The sequence below is a fragment of the Pseudomonas sp. NFACC02 genome, from assembly GCF_900110765.1.
Taxonomy (GTDB): domain Bacteria; phylum Pseudomonadota; class Gammaproteobacteria; order Pseudomonadales; family Pseudomonadaceae; genus Aquipseudomonas.
The window spans coordinates 12,732-27,921 of the sequence record NZ_FOEO01000017.1 but is presented as its reverse complement, the minus strand read 5'-3'; the positions used below and the strand labels follow the sequence as shown (position 1 = coordinate 27,921).

Annotated in this window: 12 protein-coding genes; 3 read left to right on the top strand and 9 right to left on the bottom strand. The window is 59.4% G+C overall.

The window, feature by feature from the left end; translation table 11 throughout:
• Window positions 1-330: 330 nt before the first annotated feature.
• A complete protein-coding gene (locus BMY73_RS15435; RefSeq protein ID WP_092408152.1) occupies window positions 331-1,107 on the top strand; it encodes a 1-acylglycerol-3-phosphate O-acyltransferase in 777 nt (258 codons plus the stop codon).
• Window positions 1,108-1,180: 73 nt separating this feature from the next.
• Window positions 1,181-2,152 (top strand): magnesium and cobalt transport protein CorA, encoded by a 972-nt coding sequence (locus tag BMY73_RS15430; RefSeq protein WP_092408150.1) that lies wholly within the window; start codon window positions 1,181-1,183, stop codon window positions 2,150-2,152.
• 65 nt (window positions 2,153-2,217) lie between these two features.
• Here the strand turns inward: BMY73_RS15430 and BMY73_RS15425 are convergent, their stop codons facing one another.
• The 3 genes from BMY73_RS15425 to BMY73_RS15415 all read right to left on the bottom strand — a co-directional run bounded on the left by BMY73_RS15425 (window position 2,218) and on the right by BMY73_RS15415 (window position 6,504).
• Window positions 2,218-2,940 (bottom strand): amidotransferase, encoded by a 723-nt coding sequence (locus BMY73_RS15425; protein WP_092408148.1) that lies wholly within the window; start codon window positions 2,938-2,940, stop codon window positions 2,218-2,220.
• A 138-nt stretch (window positions 2,941-3,078) separates the two neighbouring features.
• Window positions 3,079-5,220, bottom strand: coding sequence for a 3-hydroxyacyl-CoA dehydrogenase NAD-binding domain-containing protein (locus BMY73_RS15420; protein ID WP_092408146.1), 2,142 nt, complete (start codon window positions 5,218-5,220; stop codon window positions 3,079-3,081).
• 78 nt (window positions 5,221-5,298) lie between these two features.
• A complete protein-coding gene (locus BMY73_RS15415) occupies window positions 5,299-6,504 on the bottom strand; it encodes an acetyl-CoA C-acetyltransferase (protein ID WP_062385736.1) in 1,206 nt (401 codons plus the stop codon).
• Between the two features lie 694 nt (window positions 6,505-7,198).
• On the opposite strand from BMY73_RS15415, the gene BMY73_RS15410 reads away from it, so the two are divergent.
• Window positions 7,199-7,993, top strand: coding sequence for a cytochrome c (locus BMY73_RS15410; protein ID WP_175500189.1), 795 nt, complete (start codon window positions 7,199-7,201; stop codon window positions 7,991-7,993).
• Window positions 7,994-8,106: 113 nt separating this feature from the next.
• On the opposite strand, the gene BMY73_RS15405 is transcribed toward BMY73_RS15410, so the two are convergent.
• The 6 genes from BMY73_RS15405 to BMY73_RS15380 form a co-directional block, all read right to left on the bottom strand.
• The gene (locus BMY73_RS15405) at window positions 8,107-8,961 is read right to left on the bottom strand and encodes a transglutaminase family protein (RefSeq protein WP_062385740.1); all 855 of its coding nucleotides are present in this window, start codon (window positions 8,959-8,961) and stop codon (window positions 8,107-8,109) included.
• On the bottom strand, window positions 8,958-9,917 hold the full coding sequence (locus BMY73_RS15400; protein WP_062385742.1) for an alpha-E domain-containing protein: 960 nt from the start codon (window positions 9,915-9,917) through the stop codon (window positions 8,958-8,960). The genes BMY73_RS15405 and BMY73_RS15400 overlap by 4 nt, the downstream gene beginning before the upstream one ends.
• 12 nt (window positions 9,918-9,929) lie before the next feature.
• On the bottom strand, window positions 9,930-11,339 hold the full coding sequence (locus tag BMY73_RS15395; protein WP_062385743.1) for a circularly permuted type 2 ATP-grasp protein: 1,410 nt from the start codon (window positions 11,337-11,339) through the stop codon (window positions 9,930-9,932).
• A 526-nt stretch (window positions 11,340-11,865) separates the two neighbouring features.
• Complete coding sequence (locus BMY73_RS15390; RefSeq protein ID WP_062385745.1) at window positions 11,866-12,204, bottom strand: ribonuclease E inhibitor RraB; 339 nt, start codon at window positions 12,202-12,204, stop codon at window positions 11,866-11,868.
• Between the two features lie 252 nt (window positions 12,205-12,456).
• Window positions 12,457-12,693: a hypothetical protein gene (locus BMY73_RS15385; RefSeq protein WP_062385747.1), complete on the bottom strand. Its 237-nt coding sequence runs from the start codon at window positions 12,691-12,693 to the stop codon at window positions 12,457-12,459.
• Between the two features lie 217 nt (window positions 12,694-12,910).
• Window positions 12,911-14,980, bottom strand: a complete 2,070-nt coding sequence (locus BMY73_RS15380; protein ID WP_092408144.1) for an LTA synthase family protein — start codon at window positions 14,978-14,980, stop codon at window positions 12,911-12,913.
• Window positions 14,981-15,190: the final 210 nt, after the last annotated feature.

Here is a 15,190-nt window from a genome sequence, read left to right as displayed (position 1 = left end):
GGAGCCGTCCGAGGTTACGAGGGCCGCGAATGCGGTGGATCATTCGACATCTTCACGGCTGACCCACCGCATTCGCCAGCAAGCCGGCGCCCACAGGGTTATGTTCAGCCAGGCATGAGCGCGCTGAACGCAGGCGACATGGAGCGGGCCGAGCGGCCCGGATGCCGCGTGAGCGGCGGCAGGACAGTGATTCCGTTTGGCGTTCGTCACTGCCCTTCCCTGCCTGAAACATTCCGTTAAATTCGCCGAACACCATCCGTCTGTCTGCCATTTGCCGAATTAAGTGCACATCCGTACACTGCGCCACCTTTCGTTTCCTGAGTGGTTTGCATGCTGTTTGTCCTGCGTATGTTGCTGATGGGGCTGCACTTCATCATTGCTGGCGTGTTGGGTCTGTTGCTGGGCATCTGCCGTCCGTTCAACCCCGACAACAGCCGCCTGTGCGCCCGCCTGTATGCGTTGCCGGCGATGCGAATCCTGCGTCTGCGCCTCATCGCCGACATGGGTGCGCAGTTCGACCGGACTCGCCCGTGCGTGATTGTCTGCAACCACCAATCCAACTACGACCTGTTCATCCTCGGCAACATCGTGCCGCCACGGACGGTCTGCATCGGCAAGAAAAGCCTGAAGTGGGTGCCCTTTTTCGGTCAGTTGTTCTGGCTGGCGGGCAATGTGCTGATTGATCGTGGCAACCCCTTGCGGGCACGCCTTTCGATCCGTCAGACCACTGAAACCCTGCAGCACAAGGACACCTCGATCTGGGTCTTTCCGGAAGGCACGCGCAATAACGGCAAGGGCCTTTTGCCCTTCAAACGCGGCGCCTTTCAAATGGCCATAGACGCAGGCGTCCCCATCGTCCCGGTGTGCGTCAGCACCTACGTGCGTGACATGCAGTTGAATGCCTGGGACAGCGGTCGGGTGATGATTCGTGCCCTTGCGCCCATCTCCACAACCGGCATGACCAGTGACGATATCCCGCAACTGATCGAACGGTGCCACGGCCAGATGCAGATCGGTATCGAGCAGATGGATGCGCAGCTTCGCGCCCCGGACACTGTCGCCCAAACCGTTGCTGAACGGCTTGCACAAAACTCGCGAACTCGCTGAATCTCGCCGACTCTGAACAGGAGAGCGCGCTAAGCTGCGCGCAGTCCCCTTTTCAAAGAAGAAGCAGATCACCATGGGCCGAGTTGTCGCTGCCGCCGTTTACAGTGCCGGAAAGAAAGTCACCAACATCACCCTTGACGAAGGGGCCGCCTGGGCCGCAAAGCCTGGGCATTTCGTCTGGATCGGCCTGGAGCAGCCCAGCGCTCAGGAACTCGCCACCCTGCAAAAGCAATTCTGCCTGCACGAACTCGCCATTGAAGATGCGCTGGAGGTTCACAGCCGACCCAAGCTGGAGACCTTTGGCGACGCGCTGTTCATCGTCACCTATGCGCCGATCCGCGAGAACGGCAAGCTGATCTTCATCGAAACCCACATCTTCGCCGGCAAGGGCTACATCATCACGTCGCGCAACGGCGATTCGAAATCCTACGGACTGGTGCGTCAACGCTGCGAGGCGCGCCCCCTGTTGTTGGAGCACGGAGAGGATTTCGTGCTGTATGCCCTGCTCGACTTTGTGACCGAAAACTACCAGCCGGTGACCGAAGCCATTCATTGCGAGCTGGAAGAGCTGGAGCACAGCGTGCTGAGCACCGAACTCAACGAGTCCGATATCCATCGCATACACGCCTTGCGCAGGGACCTGTTGCGGCTGCGGCGTTACGTGGCGCCCATGGTCGAGATCGGCGAAGAGCTGCAGAAGCTCAGCTTCCCGTTTATCGACAAGAACATGCGCCCATATTTTCGCGACGTGGAAATTCATGTGAAGCGGCAGATGGAGGACCTGGCCAATCTGCGCGACATCGCCAGCCAGACCATTGAAATCGGGCTGCTGCTGGAGTCGTCGCGACAGAGCCTGACCCAGCGCAAATTTGCCGCCTGGGCAGCGATTCTGGCCTTTCCGACCGCGATTGCGGGGATCTACGGCATGAACTTCCAGAACATGCCGGAGCTGAGCTGGCACTACGGCTACTTTGCCGTGCTGGGCGTGATTGTCGGTGGGTGTGGCGTGCTGTTCGCGAGCTTCAAGCGCTCGGGATGGCTGTAAAACGCAATGGATTCCTGTGGGAGCGAGCTTGCTCGCTCCCACAGTGGCAATGATCAGCCTTCAGGTCATGCCACCTGCGGCTTGTTCGCCACAAACCGCATCATCCATTCGGCCACCGTCGTGCCGTGGTGATCCTCTTCCAGGCTGGCAATACCTTGGCTATACACCTGTTCGCCCAGTGCGTCCTGACGAATGTCGAGCAAGGTGCGCGAGTAGTCGTGGATGAACTCCGGATGGCCCTGGAAGCACAGCACCTGGTCGTTGATGTGATACGCGGCGAACTGGCAGAAATCGCTGGAGGCAATGACGCTTGCGCCTTCCGGCAATGCGGTCACTTGATCCTGATGGCTGATCAACAACGTGAGCTTGTCCACAGGTGGGCTCATCCACGGCTTTGCAGGCGCCAGATCGTAGTGATGAATCCCCACCCCCCAACCCTGGGTCGCACGCTCGGTCTTGCCACCCAGCAGTAAAGCCAGCAATTGATGCCCGAAGCACACACCCAACAACTTGTCGCCACGTTTGTAGCGATCCAGCAGGTAGGTCTTGAGGGTCTGAATCCAGGGGTCGGTGCCGAAGGAGTCAGCCTTGGAGCCCGTGATCAGGTACGCATCGAAGCGCTCGTCATCAGGGGGATAGTGACCCTGCATCACGTTGTAGACGACAAATTCAGCAGGGATAGGCTGGCGGGAAAACAGCGATTCGAACATCCGCCCATAACCTTGATATTGATCGACCAGTTCCGGGCGAAGAACGTCGGTTTCCAGAATGCAGATGCGTAACGACATAAAAATCCCTGAGGCGACAAAGGCGAAAATGCGCACGCCCAAGCCTGCCTTGAAGCCACAGGCAAGGCAAGGCCTGTCGTCCGTCGAGGCTGAACCGTCGCTGTACCGCGTTGAAGTCGATACAGCGACAGCGTCGAGTCAGAACGACTCGCCGTTGAGCGCCTTTTCCAGCAGCAACGCCGGGGGCTGGAAACGCTCGCCGTAGCGCTCGGCCAGGTATTGTGCGCGGGCAACGAAGTCCTTGAGGCCGTACTGATTGATGAATTGCAACGCGCCCCCGGTCCAGGCCGGGAAACCGATGCCGTACATCGAGCCGATGTTGGCATCGGTGGTCGAGCGCAATACGCCCTCTTCGACACAGCGCACGGTTTCTATCGCCTGAATGAACAGAAGACGATCACGAATTTCCTGCCCGCCAATCTGAGCCTCGGGTTTCTCGAACCGCGCTTTGAGTTGCGGCCACAACCGTTTCTGCCCGCCGTCGGGGTACTCGTAGAAGCCGCCACCCGCCGCCTTGCCGGCACGCTTGTATTCATTGAGCAACAGATCGATCACTGCAGTCGCCGGATGGTCCGTTGGCGTGTCGCCTTGTGCTTCCAGGTCCTTGCGCGTTTGCTGACGAATCTGGCTCATCAGGCTCAACGAGACTTCGTCCGACACCGCCAGCGGCCCGACCGGCATCCCGGCCTTGCGCGCTTCGGTTTCGATCATGACCGCCGAGAGACCCTCGCCGAGCATCGCAATGCCTTCGCTCGTGAAAGTCGCAAACACCCTGGAGGTAAAGAAGCCACGGGCATCGTTGACCACGATCGGGATCTTGTTGATCTGTTGCACGAAGTCAAAGGCGCGGGCCAGCGTCATGTCGTTGGTGCGCGCGCCCTTGATGATTTCCACCAGGCGCATCTTGTCCACCGGGCTGAAGAAATGCATACCGATAAAACGTTCCTGACGGCCGATCGCCGTCGCCAGGCCGGTGATCGGCAAGGTTGAGGTGTTGGAGGCAATCACCGCGTACGGCACGACCACTTGCTCAGCGGCCGCCGTCACCTGCGCCTTGAGTTGACGGTCTTCGGGCACCGCTTCAATGATCAGGTCGCAGCCCTCCAGGTCGCTGTCACGGCCTGTGGTCTTGATGCGCGCCAACACGGTGTCGCGCTGCTCAGCGTTGATCCGGCCCGTGGCAACCTGCTTGTCCAGCAGCCGCACCGCATAGTCCTTACCCTTCTGCGCAGTGGCCAGATTGATGTCCTTGAGCACCACGTCCACACCGGCCAGCGCGGTGACGTAGGCGATGCCGCCGCCCATCATCCCCGCCCCCAGCACACCGACCTTGCGCATGTGATAAACGGGCGGTGCCTTGGGCCTGGACTGACCGGCATTGAGTTCGTTGAGTTGAAACCAGGTGCCGATCATGTTCTTCGAGATCTGGCCCGTGGTGAGCTCGGTGAAATAGCGCGCCTCGATTTTTTCCGCGGTCTGAAAGTCAACCTGCGCGCCTTCAACGGCTGCGGCGAGGATCTTTTCCGGCGCCGGATAACACCCGTAGGTCTTGCTGCGCAGCATCGAGGGCGCAATCGCCAGCATCTGCGCGACCTTGGGGTGTGACGGCGTGCCGCCCGGAATCTGAAAGCCCGGCAGGTCCCAAGGCTTGCTCGGCGACGGATTGGCCAGTATCCATTCACGCGACTTGACCAGCAGATCATCGGCGTCGATGGCCAGTTGGTCGACGAGCCCGGCCTTGAGCGCCTGCCGGGGACTCAGGTTCCGACCTTCCATCAGTAACGGCAGCGCTTTTTCCAGACCCAGCATTCGCACCAACCGTACCGTCCCGCCACCGCCCGGGAGCAGCCCCAGGGTGACCTCAGGTAAACCCAGACGGACGTGTTTTTCATCGAGGGCGATGCGGTGGTGACACGCCAGACAAAACTCCCAGCCACCGCCCAGCGCTGCGCCGTTGATGGCCGCGACGACCGGTTTGCCTAAGGTTTCCAGCGCCCTAAGTTGCGCCTTCAGGTCCATCGTCATCTCGTAAAACCAAGCCGCACGTGAGGCGTCAACCCGGATCAGTTCGTTGAGATCGCCGCCGGTAAAAAAGGTCTTCTTCGCTGATCGGACGATCACGCCGACCAGGGTGTCCTTGTCCGCGTGCAGACGGGCGAGCACCTCGCCCATGGCCTGCCGATACATCGCGTTCATGGTGTTGGCCTGTTGGCCGGGCATGTCCAGAGTCAGCGTGACAATCTGATCAGGGCCGATTTCGTACTGGATGGCATCAGTCATGCGGTTGTTCTTCCTGAATCTGTTTTTATGTCGTCAGTTGCCGGAGACAGCGGCAGCGGGCTCGCCGGTTCCGAACACTCAAAGCCGCTCGATGATCGTCGCTATGCCCATGCCACCGCCCACGCACAGCGTCGCCAGGCCGTAGCGCAAATGCCGCGCTTCGAGCTCATCGAGCAATGTGCCGAGGATGATGCAGCCTGTCGCACCCAGCGGATGACCAAGAGCAATGGAACCACCATTGACATTGACGCGCTGCGGATCGACGCGCATGTCCTTGATGAATTTGAGCACCACCGAAGCAAAGGCTTCGTTGACTTCGAACAGGTCAATGTCTTCGACCTTGAGCCCGGCCCGCGCCAAGGCTTTTCGAGTCGCCGGCGCAGGCCCGGTCAGCATGATCGTAGGATCGGTGCTGGTCACTGCCGTCGCAACGATTCGGGCACGAGGTTTCAGGCCCAGCTCTCGGCCTTTTTGCGCGGATCCCAGCAGCATCAAGGCAGCGCCGTCCACGATGCCCGAACTGTTGCCTGGCGTATGTACGTGTTCGATACGCTCGACATGGCTGTAAACGCGCAACGCCGTGGCGTCATACCCCATCTGGCCGATGGCTTCGAAGCTGGGCTTGAGCTTGTTCAGGCCTTCGAGCGTTGTGTCGGCCCGAATAAACTCGTCATGGTCCAGTACCATCAGGCCGTTCTGGTCCCGCACGGGCACCAGCGAGCGACCGAAGGCGCCGGTCTGTCGTGCATGCGCCGCCTTGTGCTGCGATTGCAGGGCAAAACTGTCGACGTCTTCACGACTGAACCCTTCCAGCGTCGCAATCAAGTCGGCGCCGATGCCTTGGGGCGTGAAATGCGTGTGCAGGTTGGTCTGCGGGTCGAGCACCCAGGCGCCGCCGTCGCTGCCCATGGGGACCCGGGACATCGATTCGACGCCGCCGACCACCACCAGATCCTCGAAGTCGGAACGTATTTTCATCGCCCCCAGATTCACCGCCTCAAGCCCTGACGCACAGAAGCGATTCACCTGAACACCCGCCACATTCACCGCCCAGTCAGCAACCAGTGCGGCGGTCTTGGCAATGTCGGCCCCCTGGTCGCCAACCGGTGTCACGCAGCCCAGCACGATGTCATCGACCTGACCGGTGTCCAGCCGGTGACGGGACTGCATCTCACGCAACAGCCCCGCGATCAGGTTCACCGGTTTGATGCTGTACAGCGCGCCATCGGGTTTGCCTCTGCCTCTGGGTGTGCGCAACGCATCAAAAATAAAGGCCTCTGTCATTGTCCCCTCGCTGCCCTGCTGGAATTTAATGTTCTTTGGACACTTGAACGGTCACACAAATGCTCTCAACGATCAAAGTGCCGAGGTCAAGTGAGTGTGATACAGGGTAGCCGGTTGTAGGAAGTTTCGGACTCAGACGAACGGTAGCTAGCTAACGGACGTGAATCGTTTCGCCTAAACGTGTCTAGCAAGGGAGTGCATGAGTGCTAGCCATGGGCCTTATCGCCTTTTTAGCTAAAAAATTCATAAACTCATATCAAACCGATCTAAAGCGTCTCGCACTCGGGCTCTAAGGTTAAGTCAGTAGCAGTGGCGCCATAAAAATCGATTCTTTAGCGCCATGTCTTCGACAGACATTGTCGAGACACCTGCTCTCTTGATTTCACCTTTGCCAGCTGCCGCTTCTGTTCAACATGAAGCAGGTGAGCTTTTGTCGCTCAGGAATAACAAAAAAGGCATACGCCATGTTCAAGCATTCGAAAATACGTCAAGCAGGATTGATCGTTTTTGCAACCACACTGTTGTTGATTTTGCCGAACCTGACTCGTTTGTTCGGCTGATCCGTGCATTCGCCCTTGTGACATGGTTTATGGGCGCGGCGCCATCTGTGTTCACGCAAGGCGATAGGCGAGTGCGTCAGTCGTGTACGGGCTCATCGACCACCCTGGGGAGTAATACCGTTTTGCGCACGTTCATGTTGCTGGCTGGCTTCCTGCTGGCCCTGCCTCTTCACGCTGCTGAACTGACGATCGACCTTGCCAAGGGCTCCCGCACCTGGAGCACCGAGCAACTGCTCAAACACCCGCAAGCCCGCGACATCGACATACCCGACGATGTCTCGTACAAGCGTGCCATGCATTACCGGGCAGTGCCTGTGGCGGCACTCATCGAAGGCGTCGCGAGCGATGCCCATCTGCAGGCCGTCGCCACCGATGGCTTTGCCGCTGAGATGCCTGCGGGCCCCCTGCTCCAGAAAACCGGCTCACGAGCCTGGCTTGCCATCGAAGACCCTGCGCATCCGTGGCCGGCCCTGGGCAAGGACAAGCCCGGTGCCGGCCCGTTTTATCTGGTCTGGACTGACCCTGCCGCCGGCAGGATCAGCCCCGAACAATGGCCGTATGCAGTGGGCAAAATTCGCCTGTTGGCTTCAGTCGCTGAACGATTCCCCGCACTGCTTCCTGACGCCAGTCTCGCCGCGAACGATCCGGTCAACCTGGGTTTTGCGTTGTTTCAGAAGAACTGCTTTGCCTGTCATCGCTTGAACGGCGCCGGGGATTCGCAACTGGGCCCGGACCTGAACATCCCGCACAACCCGACGGAGTATTTCGCCGGTGATTACCTGAAGCTGTACATCCGCAACCCGCAAGCCCTGCGCCAGTGGCCGCAAGCGAAGATGCCGGCGATTACGCCGGAAGTCTTGTCGGACGCAGAACTGGATCAGGTGGTGAGGTATTTGAAACACATGGCGGGCAGGAAGGTTGCGCCATAGATCATGGTAGGAGCGCTTGTCCGCGATGGCTATTGGACCGTGCCATCGATGCTGACTGACACGCCGCAACTCGCGGGCAAGCGCGCTCCTGCGGGAAGCCGCAGGGCTGAATCCTAAGACTGGCGCTGCACCTGCATCTGCACCACCGGGGCCGCTTTGGTCACTGCGGGCACGGGTATCGCGATGGGTGCCGAAGGCGAGACCACCACCTTGGCGTGCATCTGCTCACAACCACCACCCCGACGCATGCCTCGCACCGGGCAGGCATCCAGATAATCCAGGCCGACCGCCAGCTTCAGATGACGCTCTGGAATCGCCAGTTGATTGGTGACATCGAAGCTGTACCACGCGTCGTCAATCCACGCCTCCGCCCATGCATGGCTGGCCAGGTGCTCACTGCTGTCGCTGTACAGATAACCCGACACGTATCGCGCCGGCACACCCAGGCTGCGCGCGCACGCCAGGAACGCATGGGTATGGTCCTGGCAGACACCTGCACCGTTGGCAAATGCCTGCGCCGCGCTGGTGTCCACCGCCGTAGAGCCCGGCGTGTAGGTGATGTGCTGGTTCAGCGCGTGCATCAGGTCGATCAGCGCGGTGCGGTCGGTGCGCTTCCTGGTTTGCTTGGCAGCAAAGGCGCGAATGGCCTCGTCCGCTTCTGTCAGCCGGGTAAAGCGCAGGAACGGCAACGAAGACTGGCTCTCGTGCTCGGCTTCGCGCTTCTCATCGATCTCGACCTGCCCGCGCGCGCCTATGACGATGGCCTCATGCGGTTCGTCCATGGTCAATACGTGAAGGATATTACCGAACGGATCAACCTGCGCACGCACCGGGCGTGGCAGTGACAGTTGCCAGCTCAGTACCTGTTGGCGTTCGCTGTCGTGTGGGGTCAGACGCAAATACTGGATGCTGGCGCGGACCTGATCGTCGTAGTGATAAGTGGTCTCGTGGCTAATTGAGAGTCTCATGCAGCCTCCAGGTAAGAAGTGTGAATAACGTTACCCAGTTGGGCCAGTAACGGAATGAATTCGTTCAACCATTCATGCAGGCCTTCACTGAGGATTTCGTCGATGCCGGTGTAGCGCAGACGGGCATCCAGCTCAGCCGCCAGACGTTGTGCCGGACGGCCGTTGGCGCCTGGCAGACTGGCAAGGATCATGTCCAGCTCTTCAAGGCAGGCGCGCAACGAACGTGGAATGTCGGCGCGCAACAGCAGCAGTTCGGCGACCTGACGCGCACCCGGCGCATCGCGGTAGACCTCGGTGTACGCCTCGAACGATGACAGCGCACGCAGCAAGGCGCTCCATTGATAATAGCCAGCGGCCGAACTGTCGGCGGCCGCGTTGGCGGCGGGGCCGCGCAACTCCAGCATTTCATAGCGCGCATCGACCATGCGCAGCGTGTTGTCGGCGCGCTCGATGAAGGTGCCGAGACGAATGAAACGGAAGGCGTCGTTACGCATGATGGTTCCGTAGGTCGCTCCACGGAACAGATGTGAACGCTCTTTGACCCACTCACAGAACCGACTCATGCCGTAACGGCTCAGGCCCTGTTCGGCAATGCCGCGTATTTCCAGGTACGTCGCGTTGATGTTTTCCCACATGTCCGCCGTAATGCGCCCACGTACTGCATGGGCACTGGCGCGCGCCGCCGCCAGGCAACTGAAGATGCTGGCCGGATTGGCAGCGTCCAGGGCGAAGAAATGCAGCAAGCGTTCAGCGTGCAATTCGCCGTGGCGTTCCAGGTAATCGTCCAGGGTGCCGGTGATCAGCAGCGGCATGGCGATCTCGTTGAGGCCATCCCCGCGTCCGTCCTGAGGCATCAGTGACAGCGAGTAGCTGACGTCCAGCATCCGCGCGAGATTTTCCGCCCGCTCCAGGTACCGCGACATCCAATATAAATCCGAGGCAGTTCTACTTAGCATTGGCAGGCATCCTTAATCCTCGACCACCCAGGTGTCCTTGGTTCCGCCACCCTGCGATGAGTTCACCACCAGTGACCCCTCGCGCAGCGCAACGCGGGTGAGTCCACCGGGAACGACGCGGGTTTCGCGGCCAGCCAGAACAAACGGGCGCAGATCGATGTGTCGCGGGGCGATACCGTTCTCGACGAACGTCGGGCATGTCGAGAGGGACAAGGTCGGTTGCGCGATGTACGCATGTGGCTTGGCTTTGAGACGGGCACGGAAGGCCTCGATTTCAGCAGCTGTGGCCGCCGGACCGACGAGCATGCCGTAGCCGCCCGAGCCTTGAGTCTCCTTGACCACCAGATCACCAAGGTTCGCCAGCACGTGGGACAGTTCTTCGGGTTTGCGGCATTGCCAGGTCGGCACGTTCTTCAGGATCGGTTCTTCGTCGAGGTAGAAGCGAATCATGTCGGTCACGAACGGGTAGATCGACTTGTCGTCAGCCACCCCGGTACCGATGGCGTTAGCCAGCACTACATTGCCGGATCGGTAAGCCGACAGCAGACCAGGAACGCCGAGCATTGAATCGGGGTTGAACGCCAGCGGATCAAGGAAGGCGTCGTCCAGACGACGGTAGATCACGTCTACCGCTTTAGGACCGTCGGTGGTGCGCATGAACACGCGATCGTCACGAACGAACAGGTCAGCGCCTTCCACCAGTTCCACGCCCATTTCCCGCGCCAGAAACGCATGCTCGAAAAACGCGCTGTTGAAGCGCCCCGGCGTCAGTACGACCACGCTCGGATTATCCAGGGGACTTGAACTCTTCAGCGTATCGAGCAACAGGTTCGGGTAGTGGTCGATGGGCGCAATGCGTTGTGCGGCGAACAGTTCCGGGAACAGGCGCATCATCATCTTGCGGTCTTCGAGCATGTAGCTCACGCCGCTCGGGGTCCGCAAATTGTCTTCGAGCACGTAATACGTCCCGTCGCCATCGCGAACCAGATCGACCCCGGAGATGTGGGAGTACAGATCGCGGTGCAGGTTCAAGCCCTGCATCGCCAGTTGATACTGCTCGTTGGCCAGCACCTGCTCGGCGGGAATGATCCCGGCCTTGATAATGCGCTGGTCGTGATACAGGTCGGCAAGAAACATGTTCAGCGCCTTGACGCGCTGGATGCAACCGCGTTCGACCACTCGCCACTCACTGGCGGGAATGCTGCGAGGAATCGTATCGAAGGGGATCAGACGCTCCGTCCCCTGCTCGTCACCGTACAACGTGAAGGTAATCCCGGCGCGATGAAACAAAAGATCGGCCTCACGCCGACGCTGAGCCAGCAGCTCAGGTGGCGCTTCGCCCAGCCAGCGGGCGAATTCCCGATAATGCGGTCGGACAACGCCGTCCACATCGTACATCTCATCATAAAAGGTGCGGATCATGCCGTACTCCTTGTCACCATGGACACAAGGGCCTTCGCAAGGCCCGTGCCAGCGGCATAAACGCTTAAAATTCAATGAGTTGAATAAACCACCGGCGACCTCCGCACCATTCCTGTGCAAGAAGCGCCCTAACCCATTCTCCTACGCTTCATAGAGAAGCGTCCCGTCAACGAAAAATCTATTACCAGCATAGCCAGAGATGATTTCCCGACAGGGTTTTGTTTCCTGATAATGACGCCATCAACCCACACTGGCTGCGCTCCACTGCCCGAGGCGACTCCTGCGCCAGCCAGGTCAGGTCAACGAGATTCCCTTTACGCCGCTCACACCCGAGCGGCTTTTTTTTGCCCTGTTTTTGGTAAGCACACGTTGAGGCCTGTCGTCATCCAGGGTGGCGACACAGCTGTGGGAGCGGACCCCTTCGCGACTGGCCGTATCATTCGATGGATAAGCATCGCTTGATTGGCCGCATCGCGAATGAATTCGCTCCCACAGGTGGCATCGTCAGACGCAAACGCTTTGACACTTAATGAAGCCGCTTGATCTCCTGTTTCACGCCCCAGCCCTCGACTTCCCCGTCGAGCCCGATAATGGCGGTCTGGAAGTCCTGCTCGAAATCGCCGATGCCGTCATAGGTGGCGTACATCAGTTTGCTCAACTGCAAGTGCCACGCGCCGTCCTCTCGCGCGTTGATCTGTGTATTGAGGGATTCACCGCGAAACTTGTCTGCTGCCTGACGCGCCCGCTCCTCGTCCGGGAAAATGGCATAGAACTCGATGGGATGAATACGCGCGAAGTCGAAACCGCCTTCTTTCATGCGGCGCAGTACGTGACTGCTGATGTCTTCTTGGTAGGTCGTGCTCATGAAACGTCCTCCTATGCAACGATAGATAGAGTTTCAACAATCCCGAAAACCCTCTCGCTCGAAGAGGGAAAACGACAGTTCATCTGTCGCCCGGGACTCAAGCATGTCGCTGACAAGGCCGATGCTGCTATTACAAATCAGGCATCTGTACACGAGTTGGCTCGGGAAGATGCATCACCGGCCTCCGTTGCAGACTACGCCCATTAACAGGGTGTTGCCAATTGGCAGAGGGGGTTGTTTGCCAAGGTTTTTTCATGAAGCCTCGACAATGGAAATGATCTGTACGGCATTCTGTTCCTTGAGTGTCTTGACCGTAGGTTCTTGTGTCCTGCCATCAAGGTCATTGAGGTCGAGATCCTCGGTAACCGGGAACAGGTGCGGACGCAAACGCTGAGCAGCCTCCTCCTCACTGGGACGGTGCTCGCATTCAAGATCGAGGGTCTGCTGCACGCCATCTTTATCCTGAAACGAAATGGTCCAGACTTTCATCAATGCCTCCTCTCTCAGGCCACACGTGGGCCTACGCAAATCGGACTGCGTTTTTTCGCCATTCGTTCAAGGAATTTGATGTTGTTCAACCTGGAGATCGCGCGAAACGCTGGACGGGCATTTGCAGGTTAGGGGTGCAGCGACGCCGGGGCCGAAGCCCCAAAGCAAAAACAAAAACGCCCCGAACCAGTCGGGGCGTTTTCATGAACCTGAATGTCTACGGCTTGGCGTCTTTCACACCTGCCGTGTTATCCAGCAAGCTCTTGGTCGCGGTCTGCAGGAAGCTGTCCAGCTTCTTGCGCAACTCGGCCACGTCCGGCGCATCCGGCATCACCTCGGCGTGAGGCTTGGCGCCCAGCTCGTAGCTGTAAACCTTCGGTTCCATATCTTTTGGCTCGATCAGAATGCGATTGCCCGTGACCAGTGCAACGGTTTGCTCGCTGCCCGAAGGCTTGATCACGCCAAAGCCCAGATCACCCGCAGGCAGGTTCAACAGGTCGCGGCCCCAGCACTGATGCACGGTGTCGCCGCCCAGACGGCCCATGATGGTCGGCACGATGTCGATCTGTGTGCCGACGATGCTGCTGCGCTTGCCGAACTTGTCTTGCAGCCCTGGCGCAATCATCAGCATGGGCACGTTGAAGCGGCCCAGGTCCATCTCGGTGATCTGCTGGTTGTTGCCGAAACCATGGTCACCCACGATCACGAACAGGGTGTCCTTGTAATAAGGCTCTTTCTTGGCTTTCTCGAAGAACTGACCCAGCGCCCAGTCGGAGTAGCGCATCGCCGTCAGGTGTTCATCCAGCGTGCCATGACCGGTCACGCGCTCTACCGGCAGGTTCGCAGGCAAGGCATAAGGCGTGTGGTTGGACAGGGTTTGCAGCAAGGCATAGAACGGACGGCCCTTGGCTTCGCGGGCTTTCAGCTCTTGAGCGCCACGGTCGAACATGTCCTGGTCGGACACGCCCCACGTCGGATCGGAGAACACCGGGTTAACGAAATCGTTACGGCCGATGAAGTTGGTCATGCCCTGGTTGCTGAAGAAACCGGACTGGTTGTCCCAGGCAAAGTCGCCGTTGTAAACGTACACGTCGTCGTACTTGCGCGCGCTGAGCAACTGCGGCAGGCCCGACAACTTGTGGCTGCCTTCCGGCGTTTGCATCAGGTACTCGAAGCCCGGCAGGTTCGGGAAGCAAGCCATGGTGGCGAACATGCCCTGGTGGGTGTGCGTGCCGTTGGAGAAGAAGTGATCGAACAGCAGCCCTTCTTCCGACAGTTTGTCGAAGTACGGCGTAATGTTGGACTCGTCACCCAACGCGCCAACCGAGTGGCCGGCGAAGCTTTCCATCAGGATGACCACGACGTTCTTGATCGGCAGCGTGTTGCTGGCCGGCGGCGTGAATTCGCGACGCACGGCAGCGCTGTCGGGGTCGACCAGTTTGTCGTTGGCCGTCATGAGCATGTCACGCACGGTCTGCTGCGCCTGCGGCTGTGGCAGCGTGGCTTTCCAGATGTTGTCGCGATCCTCGGACATCCGGCTCTTGGCCGCCGCGATCAGGGTCAGCGTACCGTTCAGGCCGAGCGTGTTGGCGAAGTTCGATTCGGTGGTATAGGCATCGCCCCAACGCAGCGGCGGACCCTGGCGCAACGTGCCACGGGCGGCGATCACGGCAACGGCCAGACACAGGACGAAGACCGCGACGCGGGTGTACCACGGTGCCACGGCGCGATTACTGGAGCTGCCAATGTTGAAGCCGCCACGCGGCCGGGTCACTCGATCGATGCCTTTGAACACCAGACTCAACAGCCAGGTCAGCAACGCCCAGGCCAGCAGGTACCGGACCACCGGGTAGCCGTACCAGATCATGCTCAGGACGGTTTTCGGGTCTTCTTTCACGTACTGGAACACCAGACCGTTCAGGCGCTGGTGGAACTCACGGTAGAAGTCCATTTCCATCAGGCCGAAGAACGTCGTCAGGCTGGCGACCAGGGTCAGCCAGAAACGAAACACGCCGCGTGCTGCCATCATTCGCGCGCTGAACAGGGCAAGTATCAGCGGAATCAGGATGTATACCACCAGACGCAAGTCGAAACGCAGGCCATTGCCGAATGCTTCGATGAACGTCGAGGCCGGCGTCGCGCCGATGCCTTCACGGTTGTAGACCAGCAGCGCAACGCGCAGCAGGGTGTACAGGACCATCAACGCCAAGCCGCTCAACAGCGTGTAAGCCAGATGCGATTTGACGGTAGGTTGCGGCGCGCGCGCCGGGGCGTCCGTTTTGGCCATGTGTCGTAGGATCCGTTGGATTCAGGTTTAAGTTCGAAAAGCCTGTGCGACCGGTGACATCAAAAACGCCGGTGTGCGAGTCGCGGGGGGCAAATATTACGTGAACGCCCGACGTTTACCACCAATGCGCCACATTCTTCATGCGCGACGGGGTGAAAACCTGTGGGTAGACTCACGCAACATTGTGAAACGGCACGGATTTTCACGAGC